A 16,834-nucleotide genomic window follows, 5' to 3' on the forward strand; every position below is an offset into this window, starting at 1 on the left:
GGAGTTTTTTATGCTCTTGATATTTCCAGGTTAACCCTTCAAAATAGAGAGAATGCTAACTATAGAGGGAGTTATATGAAATGAACGATGTTAGGGCGCGGAATCATGTGAAAGTGATTGGAGAAGGAGAAAGAACTATCCTTTTTGCACATGGATTTGGGTGTGACCAGAGCATGTGGCAGTTTATCACGCCTTCTTTTGAGAAGAAATATCGAATCGTTCTATTTGATTATGTAGGTTCAGGTAACTCAGATTTAAGTGCATATACAACAGATAAATATCATACGCTCCACGGCTATGTACAGGATGTATTGGATGTCATCGAAACGTTGGAACTCAAAGATATTATTTTTATAGGTCATTCGATTAGTTCTATGATCGGGATGCTTGCTTCGATTGAGCGGCCGGATTATTTTGATAAAATGATTATGATTGGTCCTTCTTCATGTTATTTAAATGAGGGGGATACTTATTTCGGAGGCTTCGAGAAGAGCGATATTACTGAGCTTCTGGAGATGATGGAGATGAATTTTGCTGGCTGGGCTAGCTTTATGGCACCTCTTGCTATGAACAACCCTGACCCGATGTTAACGAAAGAGCTGGAGCGCAGCTTTATCTCGGCAGATCCTGTTATTGCAAGGGAATTTGCAGAAGTTACGTTCTTTTCAGATCATAGGGAAGATCTACCTAAGGCTACAATCCCTACACTTATTCTACAATGCTCGGATGACAGTATCGTACCTATAGCGGCTGGAGAATATCTACATAAACACTTGAATAATAGCACCTTCCGGTTAATGGAGGCTAAAGGGCATTACCCGCATATAAGCCATCCTGAGGAGACAATCACTTTAATTAATGAATATCTTACGTAAGCTAGATGAGATTATGCTGTGTTGAAAGGATATTTAGATCATGGATGACCGATTAAGATATGCGCCTTGTGGCTATGTTTCTATTACCCATGAAGGAATAATCAAGGATGTAAATCAGACGTTCTTGGACCGTATGGGGTATAAGCAGGTTGATTTGGTGCATAAGCATTTTGAATCTATCATGTCTACGGCAAACAAGCTTATTTTTCATTCATACTTCTATCCCTTTATCAATCTGAATGGACAGGTGGAAGAGTTATTTATCAATTTGAAGGACAGCAAGGGACAATCCGTCCCTTACTTGTTAAATGGCAGACGCCTTGAGTGTGAAGGTGTAGAGGTCATTGATTGTATTCTGGTACAGATGGGCAAACGTATTGATTATGAGCTAGAGTTACGATCTGCGAAGAAGCAAATAGAAGAGGCTTATTGGGAAAAAGATCAGGCGCTGGCAAAGCTCAAACAAATTCACCTGGAAATCGAGCAAAAGCAAGCTGAATTGCTGGAGATGAATGCCGTTTTAGTAGAATTATCTAATACAGATAAGCTGACTGGGCTGAAGAATAGAAGGTTTCTTCAAGAGAAGCTGGAAGAGCAGATTGCAGGGTATGGCCAAGCTCAAACAGCATTTTCGCTGTGTATTATAGATATTGATCATTTTAAAAAAGTGAACGACACCTATGGGCATCAGACAGGTGACTATGTACTGGAGAAAATGGCGAGTATCTTGAAACTGCAATCTCGTAAAGAGGATATGGCGGTTAGATATGGCGGTGAGGAATTCATACTTCTTTTACCTAATACAGATATCTCGGAGTCAAAGACTATAGCTGAGAATTTACGGCAATCTATCGCGTATTCAACTTGGGAAATGGGCCGGATTACGGTGAGTATTGGTATAGCTACATTTATTCCAGCTGATTCAGAAACCACCCTTCTGCAAAAAGCTGATCAAGCGCTCTATGCCTCTAAAGAACAGGGGAGAAACCGCGTCACGCATAGCATAGATTTGAATGAAAAGCTTCTTTAACAGGGGGCTTTTTTGTTATTTATATACGATACATCCTCTTTGCTCTAATTGCTCTAAAATATCTGTTCCCTTCAAGCTGTGATTCCATCTTAGATCCAGTTTCTCTAATCGTTCAAGCTGTAAAAGGGAATTCGGGATTTCTTGCAGGTTATTATCTCTTAAATCAAGTTCAACAAGGCTGCTTAATTGACCTATTTCCTCAGGCAGCTTATTCAGTTTATTTTTTCGAAGGTTAAGTCTTCTTAACTTGCTTAGTTTACCGATGGATGAGGGCAGTTCAGTGATTCGATTATCACTCATATCGAGTATCCGCAGTTCTTCTAAAGCACCCAAATGCTCTGGCAATACGACCAGTTGATTACCGTAAAGATGAACCTCTCTTAACCCTTTTATTTGTGTGATCGAATCAGGTAGACGTTCTAGCTGATTATAATAAAGCCGCAATTCAATTAGACTGCTCAATTCGCCTATACGGGTAGGCAATTGCTTGAGATGATTATCTGTTACGTTCAGATACTTGAGTTTCTGGAGATTACAAAGCTGGTCCGGCAGCTGTTCAAACTGATTATTGCTTAGGTATAGAAAAGAATCTAACCCCTGCAGTCCGCCAATTGTCTCCGGCAACAGCTTAAGTCGATTATGGCCTAAATCCAACATTCTTAGGTGAACTAAGCGACCGATGTTCTCGGATAACTGTTCGATTTCATTACCCGCATAATTAAGTACCTCTAATTCGTCATGAAGGAAGAGCTGGTCAGGGATTTCTTTAAGATGGTTGTTGTACATGCTCAGTTCTAGTAGAGGATTGCTCTCAAACACGATCTCTGGCGTTTCTGTAAGTCCTTTTCCGTCAAAATTATATCTCATGGAGGTTCTCCTTTGTTATTGGTTTTGGCATCGTTACGATAGAATATAACAGGATGATGATTTATTATCAGTATGTTGGCATACAAAACTATGGAATGTTTTAGAAAGGAATAATGAGATGGAAGCTTCTTTTTGGACTGGCATTCGCTTCTTTCAGGGTTTACCCTCGAAGGAGATCGAGGCGGTCTCAAGACTGTTCACTTATAGGGCCTATTCCAAAGGTACTCTGGTGTTTGCAGAATCAGATCCGGGAGATCACGCCTATGTTATCTATTCGGGGATTATAAGGGTGTACGCTACCACAAAAGGGAAAGAGCATACCGTAGATCTTTTTGGAAAAGGCGATTTATTTGGCGATCTGGAAGTGATCCATCCCTCCAATATAAGAGTGCTGTCTGCGGTGGCTATGAATGATACTGTATTATTTGTGATTAAACGTGAGCCTTTTGAGCAGATGCTTGCCGATTACCCGTTGATTAAGGAACAATTGATGCTGCTGCAAATGGACCGTTTATTTTTATCGAATCGGTTATTACATGAAATGAAATTTCATGATGCGAGAGCGCGTGCGATCTTTACGCTGAGAAGACTATACCAAAGATTTGGAGTCGAGGAGCAAGGCAAACAGAGGATTGATCTTCGATTGACCCATCAGCAGTTCGCGGATATGATCGGAACGCTAAGGGAGACGGCTACCCTTGTGCTTAAAGATCTGCAAGAGCAAAAGATTATTGATATTCAACATCAGCAGATCACCGTGTTAGACCCGACGTATTTACTAGAGTATACGGATTTCGATTGAGAAGAGCAGTTCCGGGATCTTTTTCAGAGAATTGATTATTAAAGGGGTTATGAATGTGGCATGTAATCATTGTGTAGTAAGAGAGCTGAATTTTGAAATCAAGGCTCATGGTGAGCTTAATCTAAGGATTTTACCTGAGGTTATTCATCACTTGAGTAGAAGTAATACGATACATAAGGTAGAAGAAAATGTGATTACGATTAAGGAGGCTGGGGTGCGGGATTTTCTAGATTTCTGTAATGACCATATGGAGTCGGAGCAGTTTGAATTCCGTATAGATGACCAAACATGGAGACCTCTATCCGAATTACCCACTGTGCTTGATATGGAGTGGATTGATGAGGTTATAACTAAGGGCTTAGTTACTTGTCACTTCCAACCGATTGTGAACGTACGGGAAGAGATTTTTGCATACGAGCTCCTATCCAGATTTAAAAAAGAAGATGGGTCCCTTATCTATCCTAATGAGATTTTTGCGGCGGCACGGAATCGTGGGCGTTTATATGCTTTAGACCGGTTATGTAGAATGACTGCTGTAAAATATGCTGCACCCTTAAATAAAAAAACGTTTATTAATTTTATCCCAACGTCGATCTACGCGCCAGAGTTCTGCTTAAGATCAACCGTTGAACTGGCCAATCAATTAGGCGTTGATCCCTCTCTTTTTGTCTTTGAAGTTGTTGAGACGGAGAAAGTGGATGATCTCGCTCATTTGAAAGCTATTTTGACATATTACAAGGATCGGGGATTTGAATACGCTTTAGATGATGTTGGCGAGGGCTTCAGCACGATCGAGATGTTATTGGAGCTTAAACCCCATTACATGAAGCTGGATATGAAATATGTTCAGGGTGTGTCCAGCGATCTGAACAAACAGAAAATAGCTAAACAATTTTTAGAAAAAGCTTTAGAAATCCAATCCGTTCCTCTAGCAGAAGGTGTGGAGTTTAGAGAGGACTTTGAATGGCTTAAGCAGAGTGGTTATCAGTTGTTTCAGGGATATTTATTTGGAAAGCCTGATCCTATTCCCAAACAGTGATCCTAATGAGTATAACTCCGTCTAGAGGATGAGATGAATTTCAGGTCAGAGTCTGAGTGCAGCCAACCCCTAGGGTTGTATAATTAAGGTAATTGAGAAGGGGGACGGGATGGATATGAAATGGCATAAGTACATCACGCACTGGGCGGATTCTAGAGGGTTAGGTGGACGAGAAATTGATTATCAATGGCCGTCTCCATCATTTCCGGTGGTAAGTATTCGCAGCAATTTGGGTCGATACTCAGGTCAGGGGTATGGTCACGGAAGCAAGCCACAAGTGAAGACAGCTGTTGGATTAATTGCTATTGGAGATGTAGCTGTAGGCTTGATTTCCATAGGTGCGATAAGCGTAGGGGTTCTATCCGTGGGTGCAATATCACTAGGAATGTGGTTAGCCCTTGGAGCGATAGCCATTAGCTGGCTTGGCTTCGCAGCTGGGGCGATTGCTATTGCAGGAGTGGCTGTAGGCGCGATCGCGATAGCCGAAAAAGCGTTGGGGGCTGTCGCCATAGGTGATACGGCATTTGGGGCGGTAGCCATAGGACGGATTGCTGGGGGAGCAGTAGCTATTGGCCAATGGGCATATGGTCTAATCGCAGTTGGCGAGCATGGCTTCGGGTTAATTCCCATCACGGGCGATGTGTGGAATTGGTTCCGGCGTTTGTTTGGTGCGGGGAGTTAAGTAGACCTCCAGTCCTAAAGTGTCCTCTCTCTTCCGGGATACTCGATAAAGAATATCTATCACGATAGAAAAAGTAATTGCAATTACCTATTCGGATTTCATACCAATTAATCATGCGATCAGATGTAGCGTTATGTTACTCTTTGTAATGTATTCGAAACTTCATAGGCAAACCTATGGAAATGTAGGGACGCAAAGCTATAGGGACTAAGGTTATCATAACTATTGTCAGCCAGCTGCCAAAGAGTGTATTACGCTTTTTGTTAAAGTTTAATAAAAATTAAGTCTTAGTTTTTATGCGACTTTATACGCAATCAAGCTACTCTTTTGGGGTAGTTTTTTTTGTGCCTATTTTTAGGCACGGAAGAGATTCATATTACATCTGGGGGGTAGAAAAGATGAAAAAAATGATTGCGATCGCTACATCAGCAGCCATGTTAGCTAGTTTTTCGAGTGAGGCAGGTTATGCTTTAGCAAGTGATGTAAGCAAGGTAAGTGTAGTGAACACTGTAGTACAAAGCAAGGCTGACCTATTCAGCAATGCGTCAGTTATTCCGTTTGATCTCTACGGCAAGGCTATCCTAAGCGCTTATAATGATGTTTTTAGAATGAATCCTGCGAATATTAAATCCATTACCAATAACGGTGGCAACTACTCAGGTTCACCTATAGCTAAGGCTATGGATGGCGATATGAGTACGCATTGGGAAACGGGCAAACCGAACAGTTCAACGTTCACGAATGAGGTTGTCTTTGTTTTCAATGAGTCCACTGAATTAAATAGAATCGTATACGCTGCAAGACAATCCAGTGCAAAGGGGAAGGGGTTTGCTCAGGAATTTGATATTTATGGCTCAACTACGGATGCAGGCGATTATACGCTAGTATCCTCTGGAGAATATAAAGGCGGAGCAGGTGACGTAGTAGAGATTCAGTTTGCACCCACAGCCTTCAAGAGACTTAAATTTGTCTTCAAAAAAGCTAACCAAGATTGGGCGAGTGCAGCTGAGTTTTCTTTTTACAAAGAAGATACCGTATCCGCTAAAATGAAAAATTTATTTACAGATGATACCTTGAGTCAAGTTAGCACAGCATTTAATACGGTGGAGAAATTAACGGCTTTAGAACAAGAAGTACAGACACATCCACTGTACGTGCAGTTTCAAGCAGATATAGAGAATGCAAAAGTACTTCTGGAGAATCATCAAATAGAGGCAACAGCGGCTAAGGTTTCGAAGCTAAAAGGCTATGGTACAGCATACGAAAATGCCTATAGCGAAGCTTATAGAATGCCCAACTCTAATGTATCAAAAGTAACGGTGAACGGTGGAAGCTATCCAGGTACGAAACCGGAATACATGCTCGATGACCAGCCGAATACACACTGGGAAACGAACAAGAACAATGATGACAGCTTCACGAATGAAGTCGTGTTTGAATTAGCGCAAGCGAAAGTACTAGATAGATTGGCTTTCCTGGCTAGAGATAACCGCAAAGGCTTCCCAGAGGCTTTTGAAATTTATGCATCAGAAACAAGTAAGGGAGAAACCTTCCAGCTCGTATCTAGCGGAACCGCGACTAGTACGAATGATTTTCTGGAGTTTAAATTCGAACCTACGAAGTTTAAAAGATTGAAATTCAAGTTCACAAAAGCCAATATCAACAGACCTTTTGCGGCTGAATTTAGATTTTATACAGAAGATAAAGTAAGCGAAGCTGTAAATGGTATTTTCACAGATGGCACGATGAGTGCGGTTGTTCCTGCTTATAATAGCGCCAACGCAATCAATGAATTAGAAGAAGCGGCAAAAGTACATCCGCTCTATCCAATCCTGAAAGATTCTTTGGATTTAGCTAAGAAGCTAGTGAATGGTGAAGTTCAAACTGAAGGCACCATCATTGAGGCGGAACAACGTGGAGATATGAAAAAGCATGCGCAGGAAAACCTGAGAATTGGTTTCGGTACGAACAACCAGCCTACAGGTCTCGTTGCAATGCCTGGAGATACGATCAACGTTTATGTGGACGCAGCTTCGAGCGATAAACTACCTTCTTTAGTCTTTTCTCAACAAGAGGCGGCTTGGAATGTTTGGGCTAGAGGTGTGCAATTGCGTCCAGGTAAGAATATTATAACCGTTCCTGAATTTGCTACGAATAGTTATTATGCACATGAAGTGACTAAAGGCGGTACAGTGTATATCGTCAATCCATATACAGCAGAGGAACAAGGTAAAGCACCTATGATCCGGTTCGAGGGGCTTACCAAGATCCCTATGATGACCAGGACTACAGATCCTGAACAATTTAAAGCCTTCTTAACCACCTATAAACAAAAATTAGATGAAGATAAGGCAGCGCATCCAAATGTTCAAGATCGCGAGCTCATCGATGTGGTGGAAATGGTCAGCGATCATGTTATTTTCACAGGAACTGCGACAGAAGCTTATAACAAGTTTATTACGCAAGGAAATGACCCGCTGGGTACCGTCACCGGCTATGATACTTGGATGAAGACGATCTTTGACTTCTATGGCTTGGATGGCAGTAGTGTGATTCATGATGCGAAGCTAATTCGTGAGAACATCCGATTGATGCAGCCTTATGGTGCGATGTATGCAGCGGGAGATCATACCGGGATACAAATTGGGACCGTAGGGACGATGTTAGGTGATTTTAACAAAGTCTATCCAGGCTGGGGATTGAATCATGAAATAGGGCATCGCTTGGCGATGGGTGAACGAGAATATGGTGAAGTAACGAATAATATGGTGTCTATGCTGATGTCAGTCTATGCGGACTCGATGGATACTCGTATTCCTTTTGAAAGTGATATTTATAAATATGTAATCGAAGAAAATAAAGTGGTTATGAATCAGCAGGGCTTATTTGCACAGCTCGGTGCCTATTGGCAGTTAGAATTGGCGCATCCGGGTTACTGGACAGAACTGACCAAGCTGTACCGCGAGCGGAAGGTCTCCCTTCCGAACGGCGACAATTCCAAGCAGCAGTATTTGGTGGAGTTCTCCTCTGAAGTGCTGGGGTTAGACTTAAGTAGCTATTTTGCCAGACATGGCTTCACTGTGAATCCTGAAACGAAAGAGAAGTTAGCTAAATACCCAGCACCGAAAAAGCTCTGGTATTTAAACAATTCAGTGGTTCATTATGAGGGAACAGGAATAGCAGATAAGAATGTTGCGATAAAGGTTAATATCACGCCTAACGCTACTGCTAAATCAAACACCTTAAGCTTCAGTATGGATAAGGATCTTAAAAAAGATTTCTTAGGATATGAAGTGTATAGAGACGATAAGTTAGTAGGGTTTACAGGGACTGACCAGTTCGTGGACACGAATGTAGATAGCAGCATCAATTATACGTACAAGATTGTTGGTTATGATAAGAAGCTGAGCCCACTGAAGCCGGTACAGGTTAAAGCCTTCAAGCCAGCGTTATCTGTTGAAGATCAAATCACGTTAAAGCTTAATCAAGCCTTTGATCCGATGAACTATGTAAAAGCGACTAACTACCAAGGGAACGATATTACTGCTAATGTCACCCTGAAAGCAAATACCGTTGATGTAACGCAAAAAGGCGACTACGAAGTGGTATATGAAGTGAAGAATGAAGGAGTTACAGAAACCAAAACTACACTGGTTACGGTAACGAGTGACTATACTTATCTTTCGGATCTTAATGCCAAGTCAGTCGTTGTTGGTTGGGGTGAATTAAAGAAAGACAAAGCCGTTTCTGGTGGAATCATCACCCTTGTTCGACAAGGGTTAGCTGCGACCTATACCAAGGGAATCGGTGTACATGCGAACTCTGAAGTTATTTATGATATTGAGGGTAAAGGTTATGACTTCTTTGAAAGCTACATCGGGATCGATCAAGCGATGAAAGGAAAGCCATCCTCTGCAACCTTTGAAGTATATGTAGATGGAGAGAAGAAATTCGGGAGCGATGTTTTCCGGGCAGGGACAGAGCATGAATTTGTGAAAATACCTGTGACAGGCGCGCGCGAAGTGAAGCTGGTTACCACAGATGCTACAGACGGCAATGCTTCAGATCATACGGTATGGGCGGATGCGAAGTTTACGAATACTTCAAGCAAGCCTACTATCACAGTGCCTGAAGAGACAACGTTTATTAAGCTGAACAGTGAATTTGATGTTTTGACCGATGTTACAGTCGTTGATAAGGAAGATGGTAACTTGATTGGAGCCGTTGAGGTAAGTCCGAATGGTTTCACTTCAAGCAAAACAGGCACTTACAACGTCGAACTGTCAGTTACAGACCGGGATGGGAATACAGCTGTGCAGACCAGAACAATCGTTGTGTATAGCGCTAGTAAATACTTGAGTGATACAGCTTGGCAGTCGGCAAGAACGGATTATAATGTTGTTCGTAAGGATAAGGCAAGTTTTAACAATCCGATTAAACTACTTGTAAATGGCGTAACCAAAGAGTTCGCTAAGGGCTTAGGAACGCATGCTAACTCTGAGATTGTATATAATCTAGCGGGCGCAAACTATGAATATTTTGAAACGTTTGTAGGGGTTGATAGAAATATCCCGGAGCAAAACAACTCTAGTGTGATCTTCAAAATTTTCGCCGATGGGGTAGAAGTGTATAACAGCGGACTGATGAAATTTGGCACGGAAGCCAAACTAGCTCGAATCCCTGTGAAGGGTGTAAGTGAATTGAAATTGGTATTAGACAATGCAGGCAACGGAAATGCATCAGATCACGGTGATTTCGCTGATGCGAAGTTTATAATTCTGAACAGTACCCCGGAGCTTACCATAGCTAAATCAGTATCTACCAAAGTGGGCCAAGCGATAGCAGTAGGTGCAGACTATTCGGCAACAGATTCAGAAGATGGTGACTTGACGGCTCAAGTAAAGGTTACGGGTGAAGATCAAGTTAAATTGGGCAGAGCTGGAAAGTATCCGATTACTTATACAGTAACGGATAGTGATGGAAATACGACCACGAAGACTAGAACCATTGCCGTTGTAGACATGACGGACTTTACGTATCTGACGGATTACGACTGGAATTCTACTCAGAACAGCTATACTGCGCCTTTGAAGGATAAATCTATTAGTGCCAATACGCTGAGATTAACCGATGAGAGCAATCAAGTAGTGTCCTATGAGAGAGGGATTGGAGCACACTCTAACTCGACGATTGTATACGATCTAAGCGATAAGAACGCGGACTACTTCACTTCCTATGTGGGTGTAGATCGACAAATGTATGGTACGGTCGGTTCGGTGAGCTTTGAAGTGTTTGTCGATGGAGAGAAGAAATTCGATAGTGGGGTTATGGGCTCCAGAGATCCGCAGAAGTTTATCGAATTGGATATTAACGGAGCTAAAGAGCTGAAATTAGTCGTTACAGACGGCGGAAATGGCAACGGATCTGACCATGCTACATGGGGGGGAACCAAACTACATTTTGCGAATGGAGATCACCTATTCACTGGAGATCTGGAGCAAGCCATTGCGGCGGCAAAAGCAATTTCTCTAGAAGGCTTCACGGCTGAGAGTATTGCGTCATTTACGGCAAGCCTTTCGAGTGCAGAAGCGGCTTTGACTAATCCTTCTGTCACACAAAGTGAAATAGATGCAGTCTCAGCAGCGTTACAACAAGCAACAGAAGGTCTGACCGAAATAGACCTTACGCAAGTCATTACCATTGTGGACAAATATTTAAGTGCTTCGATCAAGACTACGTTAGGCGTAACTGGAGAACTAACGCTAGGGGAGATGTATAACCTTACAACGTTAACGAGCGAGACCGGAAGAGCTAGATCCTTGGAAGGTCTACAGTATGCTAAGAACCTAGAGACACTTGATATTACTGGGAATGAAATCACTGATTTCTCCCCATTACAAGGGTTAACTAAACTAACGAGCTTATTGGCTGACCCTCAAGTGGTAGAGGTGGGAGGATTAAAGGGACCTGTGGTTGAATTGACCAATCCGGTGAAAGGGCTCGATGGCAGTAAAGTGATCCCTAATTCAGCAGGGGTCAGAAACACTGGAACATCTAAAAAAATCATGTTTGATATGAACGAATGGGCAGCTAATCCTGATGTGTTCACTATAGACCTATCGTACGAGGAGAAGGGAACTTACATGCTGGGGTTAACTTACCAAGTCGCAGGTAATCTCGTGCAATTAATTACTTTTATTGATAACAATTAAATCCCATAGGCAGAAAAAAACAGGCGAATCGTGGTGTATTCAACCATGATTCGCCTGTTTTTATATAGTAGCTGTTTGGGTTGGTGTTAAGCGCTTTTGGCTCCGTTGCTCTTCAAGTAGACGTTTCATCCATTGCTGAATACTTCTGCTCTGCTGTGTTGTCAGGGTGGGGTGTGCAAGGTTATATGCCTCCAAAGGATCTTCTGTTAAATTGTACAGCTCATATTCCTCAGGTACGGGTTCTGTCTTAACCCTTGTGGACCATTCACCGGCTTTTCCCTCCACAGGCTGAAGTGTGACATCCTGAACTCCGGGCTGGCTCCAAAATTGAGGATTATCGAAATAACGCGAGAACTTCCACAGCTCTTTCCGACCATTTCTTTGAAGATACGTTAGAACCGTCTCAATGTGGTTCGGCTGAACGACAGACGAATACGGTTTTCCCAAGGGACTGGTTTGATGCTGGCCGCGTGTAACATCATCGTCGGTCATGAAATAGACGGGCGCATCGACGATTGCAGATGGGCTGTGTCCAAGGATTTGAGGTGCAAGATTGCGGCCTACAAAAGGGCGGGCATCACTGTACCTATTGTGCATACGGCTTTGAAGGTCTGTGATGTTTACATTCGCAAGCCCTAGCATGGTAGGAATCAGATCTACATGACTTGTTAGGGCATGGATATCCTGAGATTTGGGAAATAAGCGTCTATTATGGATGAGAAAAGGGACATGCAGAAATTCTTCGTAGGCAGAGTACCATTTTTGATGAAGATCTCCATGAGCCCCTAATAAATCTCCATGATCGGAGGTAAAGATGACGATGGTATTGTCATAGAAAGAAGAGCGAGTTAGAGTCTCGAAGATCTTTCGCATTTGAAGGTCAGCGTTTTTTTGAAGTTGATAATACAGTTGGCGATAAAAAGGCTGGTCAATAATAGGCTGCAAGGCTTTTGGATAGAGGTCCCGGTAGCTGGCTTGGCAGCGCGGCTTGGTAGCTAATGATTCATTTTGCGTCGGAGAGGGAGCGACTGCAGGCATAGGCTCGACCTCAAACCTAAAATTAGGTAAATGTGCAGTGAGGGCTCCGTATAGAACAATATCATGTGGATTTACAAGGGAAGAGACGAGAAGCCAGGGAGGCGTATTTTTATCCTGGTTTTTTTGGCGATCCAGCGCTTGGATGAGTTCCACAGTTTCTGCACCGTACACCTCGTCGCGTCCACTTAATCCGATCGCGGCTGAGGAAGCAGAGTTTCGCGGATTTTTTCCAATCGGATCAGGTCCCACCCAACCAGAGAACCCAAAGTTATCTAACCGATTCGCTCGTAAATAAACTTCTTCAAGATGTCTGTCAGGGACGCCTGTCACCGAATTATAGCTGGGCAAGCTGTCGTGGGTACCGGGAATGATAATATCCTCATTGGAGATATGCCACTTCCCTTTATAGTGGGTCTGGTAACCGGCTTCCCGGAAGTAGTCACCCATTGTAGGTACAGTGTTCCTATCCAGCCAAAACATATTGGAATCAAAGGATTCTTTGGCAATTCCTACGGTCTGACTGACACCATGGAGCGATGGATAATGACCTGTAAACAGCGTTGCCCGGCTGGGGCAGCAAGCGGTAGTTCCAATGTAGTGTCTGTGGAACTCAAGGCTATGGCATTTTAATAATTGCTGTGTGACTAGATTCTGACGTCGCCATTCTCTGATTTCGGGATGTTCATATATGGGGGCATATCGCTCCTCATCTACGAGAATTAAAAGAAAATTGGGTCTCTCTAAATAGCGTGATGATTCTGCTGCACTGCTCATGGGCATACACATCCTTGGTTAATTAGGTTGTTGCCTTAGATTATGTGGGAAACCGTGGAAACAGTAGCACTCCAATAAAACTCCTTTTACATACTTATATTATAAAATTATCCATTTTGTAATATGACAGAAGTGATGACAACGCTCACTATAACCAGACAAGTCTTTTAATTATAATGAATCAGATGGTCCAACTCTTCCAGCCTATTCAATTAAATACACAAGAGGTGATGTAGATGTTAGGAATCGGATTGGTCATCGCTTTTACAATCGGAGCTTATTTAATAGCTGCTTACATTCGATTGTTTAGCATGCGTAATCTTGTAAAAGAATCTTTTTCTACTATAGAAGTTTATTTGCAAAATCGGTTTGAGGCCTTAACTGAAGTTGCGGAGATGGTTATTGCTTATGCCGCACATGAACACGAAACATTGGCGTTAGTACATAGAATAGGTGCAGGTTTAAGTGATCATCATTCTCCGGTTGAGAAGCTGACTAGATATGTGGAAATGGAAAAGTATCTTCATTCGATCAATGTTCAGGCAGACTATTATCCAGAGCTTAAGGCCAGCGATCCATATATCAAATTGCAACAAAGGATTAATATTTTAGAGGAAAATCTATCTGCTAGTAGACGTATCTATAACGAAAATGTGACAAGCTATAATTCGATGATAAGTACTTTTCCTAATTTTTTATTTGCAGCGGCTATTGGATTTAAGTCGGAATTCCTGCTCAAGATGGAAGGGGCCAAACGGGCAGAAATTAATTGGACGGTAACCTAAGTGGACTTGATATAGAGAATTAAGATTGTCATGAGATTTAGAGGGAGGCGTTTCTATGAAAATCGTTATTGTGGATGATCATCCTTTAGTTAGAAGAGGGCTGGCATCTGTCATTTCAATGCAGCCAGGTGTGCAATTCGCTGGTGAAGCTACGAATGGTCAAGAAGCATTTGATGTGATTGAAGCGACAAAGCCAGATATTGTTCTCATTGATCTTAAGCTTGTTAATGAATCGGGCTTGGATATCATTAAGACAGCACGTGCTCGCGGCATGGTTAGTAAGTTCATTCTGTTGACTTCCTCTGCGAGCAGAGAGGATTTTTTGAGGGCTGAAGAAGTACTAGTAGATGGATATGTCCTAAAAGAGGCACTGCCGGAGGAGTTACTCTTTGCTATCCAATTGGTGCATAAAGGGAGAAAGTACTATGATCCTGGTCTAATGGAAGAAAAGATGCGTATTAGCGGCAGCAGTCCGACGGATGAATTAACACCGAAAGAGAAGGAAGTACTGATTGAACTTGGACAAGGTGCTTGCAACAGAACGATTGCTACACGTCTATATATCAGTGAATTTACGGTGAAGAAGCATGTCAGCCAGATTTTAGCGAAGCTGCAGGTTAATGATCGGACACAGGCAGCATTGTACGCAAACGCGATAGGGCTAACGAAATATGAAATGTGTTATGAGTAAAAATATAACATTAGCATTAAATACGAGGAGGTGTCTCAGTAGCAGTTCATAGCTCTTGGGACACCTCCTGAATTTTTCTTTTTTGTATGCAATGTATTTAGGAAGCGGCTATTTTTTGGCGGATTTGGGTAATCGCTTCTCTTGTTACCACTTCTCCGGCGGCTATGTAATCGTCCGCATCCTTAAAGCTGATTTGATTGAAGCCAAGATCGGGACGCAAGATTACATCCGCTAATTGCAGCTCTTCCTTTATCAGCTTTGCGCTCATGATGTCAATCGTATTCATTAAGGAATCTATTAGATGTCTGGCTGCTCCCTTCGTGAAGGATTCAGGGCAAACGTTAACTGCTATCACAATATCAGCTCCCATGCTTCTTACTAGCGCAGCTGGCACAGGATGAACAATGGCTCCATCGGCTAAGTGCTTTTCTTGATAGTTGACAGGTCGCATGGCTACGGGAACGGCTGTACTTGCGGCAATGGCATGTGCAAGCGAACCCGTCCTCATGATATGAGCCTCACCGGTGGAGACGTCTGAAGCTATCGCGCCAAAGGGTATAGGCAGCTCCTCAATTAGACGCTTACCGACATGCTTTTCGATAAAGCTGATAATGGGCGCGTTATGAACAAGGGACCGCATAGGGAAGGTTGGACGCACCAGTTGTCCCCAACTGATCGTAGAAAGAACCTTCATACATTCTTTTACAGACATTCCGGCTGCATAGGCTCCTCCGACCATAGATCCAACGCTTGTTCCTGCGATCATGTCTATGGGAATGCCCTCCTGCTCCAGAATGTTTAACACCCCAAGGTGAGCCATGCCTCTGGCTGCGCCGCTTCCTAACGCCAGACCAATAACTGGGCGGTCTCCTACTTTTCGGACTCGGCCGAAGCGGAGATGGTGACTGTAGATCATACGTCCTTCGCTACGAATATAGGCTTCTCTCACGATATTTCGTAATTCCTCTACATTATTGTCGAGGTAAGGGAACAGGGACAGCATGCTCAGGGCATCTTGAGAGAGGATTTCTTGCGCATTGCCCGCTCCTTCTTTTTCTAGAAAGTATTGCGCAAGCAGCGGTATATCTTCAGTTCGCTCACGAAGAGGAGGCACAGGCAAGACCGCTAAGTGGGAAACAATCTTCAAGGGACAAGTGCTAGTCAGGATGATTCGAATCTGTGCAGCTGCCTCCAGCAGCTGTAGTAGCTTCTCAGAAGGACAGGATTCTGCTTCCTCGATGACAATGGTTCCTCCTTTTGCCGCAATAACCTTGGTCTCCCAATCAACAAGGCTCATGTCTGCTACATTTAACACCAGTAGCGGGTATTGACCGTTCGTTGCTCGGTAATGAAGTGCTCTTGCTACATTTACCTTCCCTGTACCGGATTCACCTATCACGACAACATGGACCCGCTCCGTCGACAGATGTTCAATCGATCTGAGAAGTGTCCGCATTTCGACGCTTTCTCCGATCAGTTCACCATAACGCTCTTGTTCCTCGGATTCATGAAGCTTCATGATGATCTGACTTTTCGAATGCTCTTCCAGTACACGTTCGTTGGAATTTTGGATTCTCTTGATCATGGATTCGATGATCTGGCTCCGGAACTCGCGATTTTTGTCCATCAACAGCAGCATGCCATTTCTGGATACGGATATTACATGAACGTTATCGATCGCTTCTACATGTGCGCTGATGGGGTCTCCGGTAAGACAGGACATTTCCCCGAAGAACTGGCCTTTCGAGAGTATAGCCAATTCTACCTTTATTTCCGTACTAATAAATACTTGTACCTGACCGGATACCAAAATATAAACCCGCTGGCTGACCTCGCCCTTTTTCATGATAAGCTTGCCGGGTTCATAATGCTCTTCTTGCATTTCTGGAGCTAACTGCTGTAATTCTTCATCGGACAGGTGCTCAAGCATAGGGTAGTCTATGTAGGAAAGATGCAATTTGAATCCTCCTTATGTGGGGATGATTGAGTATTTTTTCCTATATTATCACAATGGAATTTTATAGATGTCATATGACAAA

Annotated in this window: 11 protein-coding genes and 1 riboswitch; of the genes, 8 read left to right on the forward strand and 3 right to left on the reverse strand. The window is 43.0% G+C overall.

Annotated features, from left to right (window positions below):
* Nucleotides 1–80 precede the first annotated feature (80 nt).
* Both ACFWMP_RS21485 and ACFWMP_RS21490 read left to right on the forward strand, forming a co-directional pair.
* Nucleotides 81–875, forward strand: coding sequence for an alpha/beta fold hydrolase (locus tag ACFWMP_RS21485; RefSeq protein ID WP_042192872.1), 795 nt, complete (start codon nucleotides 81–83; stop codon nucleotides 873–875).
* Nucleotides 876–915: 40 nt separating this feature from the next.
* Nucleotides 916–1,905 carry a sensor domain-containing diguanylate cyclase gene (locus ACFWMP_RS21490; RefSeq protein ID WP_379424666.1) on the forward strand — a complete coding sequence of 330 codons (990 nt, stop codon included), beginning with the start codon at nucleotides 916–918 and terminating at the stop codon, nucleotides 1,903–1,905.
* Between the two features lie 15 nt (nucleotides 1,906–1,920).
* Here the strand turns inward: ACFWMP_RS21490 and ACFWMP_RS21495 are convergent, their stop codons facing one another.
* The gene (locus ACFWMP_RS21495) at nucleotides 1,921–2,772 is read right to left on the reverse strand and encodes a leucine-rich repeat domain-containing protein (protein WP_379424667.1); all 852 of its coding nucleotides are present in this window, start codon (nucleotides 2,770–2,772) and stop codon (nucleotides 1,921–1,923) included.
* 118 nt (nucleotides 2,773–2,890) lie between these two features.
* Here ACFWMP_RS21495 and ACFWMP_RS21500 point away from each other — a divergent pair, with 118 nt between their 5' ends.
* The 4 genes from ACFWMP_RS21500 to ACFWMP_RS21515 all read left to right on the forward strand — a co-directional run bounded on the left by ACFWMP_RS21500 (nucleotide 2,891) and on the right by ACFWMP_RS21515 (nucleotide 11,507).
* On the forward strand, nucleotides 2,891–3,574 hold the full coding sequence (locus ACFWMP_RS21500; protein ID WP_379424668.1) for a Crp/Fnr family transcriptional regulator: 684 nt from the start codon (nucleotides 2,891–2,893) through the stop codon (nucleotides 3,572–3,574).
* A 55-nt stretch (nucleotides 3,575–3,629) separates the two neighbouring features.
* Nucleotides 3,630–4,613 (forward strand): EAL domain-containing protein, encoded by a 984-nt coding sequence (locus tag ACFWMP_RS21505; protein ID WP_076120347.1) that lies wholly within the window; start codon nucleotides 3,630–3,632, stop codon nucleotides 4,611–4,613.
* Nucleotides 4,614–4,728: 115 nt separating this feature from the next.
* Nucleotides 4,729–5,295, forward strand: coding sequence for a hypothetical protein (locus tag ACFWMP_RS21510; protein WP_042194709.1), 567 nt, complete (start codon nucleotides 4,729–4,731; stop codon nucleotides 5,293–5,295).
* Nucleotides 5,296–5,452: 157 nt separating this feature from the next.
* Nucleotides 5,453–5,539, forward strand: a riboswitch (cyclic di-GMP riboswitch).
* A gap of 154 nt (nucleotides 5,540–5,693) precedes the next feature.
* On the forward strand, nucleotides 5,694–11,507 hold the full coding sequence (locus ACFWMP_RS21515) for an NPCBM/NEW2 domain-containing protein (protein WP_379424669.1): 5,814 nt from the start codon (nucleotides 5,694–5,696) through the stop codon (nucleotides 11,505–11,507).
* Nucleotides 11,508–11,567: 60 nt separating this feature from the next.
* Here ACFWMP_RS21515 and ACFWMP_RS21520 read toward each other — a convergent pair whose 3' ends face one another.
* On the reverse strand, nucleotides 11,568–13,319 hold the full coding sequence (locus ACFWMP_RS21520) for a sulfatase family protein (RefSeq protein WP_379424670.1): 1,752 nt from the start codon (nucleotides 13,317–13,319) through the stop codon (nucleotides 11,568–11,570).
* A gap of 236 nt (nucleotides 13,320–13,555) precedes the next feature.
* On the opposite strand from ACFWMP_RS21520, the gene ACFWMP_RS21525 reads away from it, so the two are divergent.
* Together ACFWMP_RS21525 and ACFWMP_RS21530 are read left to right on the forward strand one after the other, a co-directional pair.
* Nucleotides 13,556–14,104, forward strand: coding sequence for a LemA family protein (locus tag ACFWMP_RS21525; protein WP_379424671.1), 549 nt, complete (start codon nucleotides 13,556–13,558; stop codon nucleotides 14,102–14,104).
* 55 nt (nucleotides 14,105–14,159) lie between these two features.
* Nucleotides 14,160–14,795: a response regulator gene (locus tag ACFWMP_RS21530; protein ID WP_042192860.1), complete on the forward strand. Its 636-nt coding sequence runs from the start codon at nucleotides 14,160–14,162 to the stop codon at nucleotides 14,793–14,795.
* Between the two features lie 97 nt (nucleotides 14,796–14,892).
* Here ACFWMP_RS21530 and ACFWMP_RS21535 read toward each other — a convergent pair whose 3' ends face one another.
* Complete coding sequence (locus tag ACFWMP_RS21535) at nucleotides 14,893–16,752, reverse strand: patatin-like phospholipase family protein (RefSeq protein WP_379424672.1); 1,860 nt, start codon at nucleotides 16,750–16,752, stop codon at nucleotides 14,893–14,895.
* Nucleotides 16,753–16,834: the final 82 nt, after the last annotated feature.

The organism is Paenibacillus sp. NPDC058367, assembly GCF_042723305.1.
Lineage (GTDB): Bacteria > Bacillota > Bacilli > Paenibacillales > Paenibacillaceae > Paenibacillus_AQ.

Coding starts and splice junctions, on each gene's coding strand:
- ACFWMP_RS21510 (WP_042194709.1), top strand. CDS start 4,729: ATGAAATGGCATAAGTACATCACGCACTGGGCGGATTCTAGAGGGTTA.
- ACFWMP_RS21495 (WP_379424667.1), bottom strand. CDS start 2,772: ATGAGATATAATTTTGACGGAAAAGGACTTACAGAAACGCCAGAGATC.
- ACFWMP_RS21485 (WP_042192872.1), top strand. CDS start 81: ATGAACGATGTTAGGGCGCGGAATCATGTGAAAGTGATTGGAGAAGGA.
- ACFWMP_RS21500 (WP_379424668.1), top strand. CDS start 2,891: ATGGAAGCTTCTTTTTGGACTGGCATTCGCTTCTTTCAGGGTTTACCC.
- ACFWMP_RS21525 (WP_379424671.1), top strand. CDS start 13,556: ATGTTAGGAATCGGATTGGTCATCGCTTTTACAATCGGAGCTTATTTA.
- ACFWMP_RS21520 (WP_379424670.1), bottom strand. CDS start 13,319: ATGAGCAGTGCAGCAGAATCATCACGCTATTTAGAGAGACCCAATTTT.
- ACFWMP_RS21515 (WP_379424669.1), top strand. CDS start 5,694: ATGAAAAAAATGATTGCGATCGCTACATCAGCAGCCATGTTAGCTAGT.
- ACFWMP_RS21530 (WP_042192860.1), top strand. CDS start 14,160: ATGAAAATCGTTATTGTGGATGATCATCCTTTAGTTAGAAGAGGGCTG.
- ACFWMP_RS21490 (WP_379424666.1), top strand. CDS start 916: ATGGATGACCGATTAAGATATGCGCCTTGTGGCTATGTTTCTATTACC.